The sequence below is a fragment of the Facilibium subflavum genome, from assembly GCF_003574485.1.
Taxonomy (GTDB): Bacteria; Pseudomonadota; Gammaproteobacteria; order Francisellales; family Francisellaceae; genus Facilibium; species Facilibium subflavum.
This window is the reverse complement of the sequence record NZ_QLIT01000152.1, coordinates 1-998: the sequence shown is the minus strand read 5'-3', so window position 1 is coordinate 998 and position 998 is coordinate 1. Positions and strand designations below refer to the sequence as shown.

Sequence of the window (998 nt, the reverse complement as noted above, 5' to 3'; positions counted from 1 at the left end):
GGACGGACAAGCGCTATTATGAAAACCAGTGCACATGGGTGGCCAAAAACCACTTTATCGATTATATTGCACCGGCATTTTTAGGGGATGTGATTACCGCAAAAACCTGGATTGAAGACATTAAGCGAAGTAGCAGCATTAGAGTATACGCTTTTTTTAATCAGCACAATAAGTTAATCGCCAAGGCACAAACAACATGGGTGTTTATTGACACACATACACTTCGCCCTAAAAGTATTTTACCTGAAGTTCACACTACAGGACACTAAGTAGTTTTTCTGTTTGAATTTTTGTTAACTTTAGCTCAAATACAAGCTTAATTGATGCCATGATTTTACTTGTATTAATCACAATCTCCGCCAATGATTTGCTAATAAAATCCATGCCCTTACGAACAATTGAGCGTTGAGGAAACCCATGCTTTTTGAGCTTTTCTGGATAAATTTTCATAAGCATATCACCTTGGCGATAAGACCAAATCAGCGCTAAAGTTAAGATAAAAAGGATATTGCTTAAGCGATCAGGGTCTGTGATATGTGTATCTTCCCAGTTAAAGCCTCGCGTTTTCATTGCACTAAATAGTGTTTCAATTTCCCAGCGCTTGCGATACTGATCAAATGATGCTTTGCCGTGATAATCAGATACCAAAATAAGCAATTTTCCATCAGCTAATCTACGCGCACAGATGTAAACATCACAGCCAAGTACATTGCGAGGTGACTTTAAAACAGATGATTTCCCGGGTTTTAAATTGGCAAATATTTTCTTAAATGACATGGTCTTTCCTTTGTTATTTCTTGCTAGAAAACATTCTTTAGCTCTTGCCCGCATTCCTTTAACCTCTATGTTCTCAAGATCAGCTACGGCATCTTTAACGTCATTCATATTTCTATTTAAGTCCCCTACCTCGGCCTCAATATTTACAAATCTCTTTGCAGCCCTTTTTATAAAATTTCTCTCAAGTTCGCCCCAATTAGTGCTTACTAGTTATTCTATTT

General features: G+C 37.5%; 2 protein-coding genes. One reads left to right on the top strand and one right to left on the bottom strand.

Annotated features, from left to right (window positions below; genetic code table 11):
- A partial coding sequence (locus tag DNK84_RS09415; protein ID WP_235826876.1) for an acyl-CoA thioesterase occupies nt 1–269 on the top strand: 269 nt, incomplete at its 5' end.
- Here DNK84_RS09415 and DNK84_RS09410 read toward each other — a convergent pair.
- A complete protein-coding gene (locus tag DNK84_RS09410; protein ID WP_119344276.1) occupies nt 256–885 on the bottom strand; it encodes a transposase in 630 nt (209 codons plus the stop codon). The genes DNK84_RS09415 and DNK84_RS09410 overlap by 14 nt on opposite strands.
- Nucleotides 886–998: the final 113 nt, after the last annotated feature.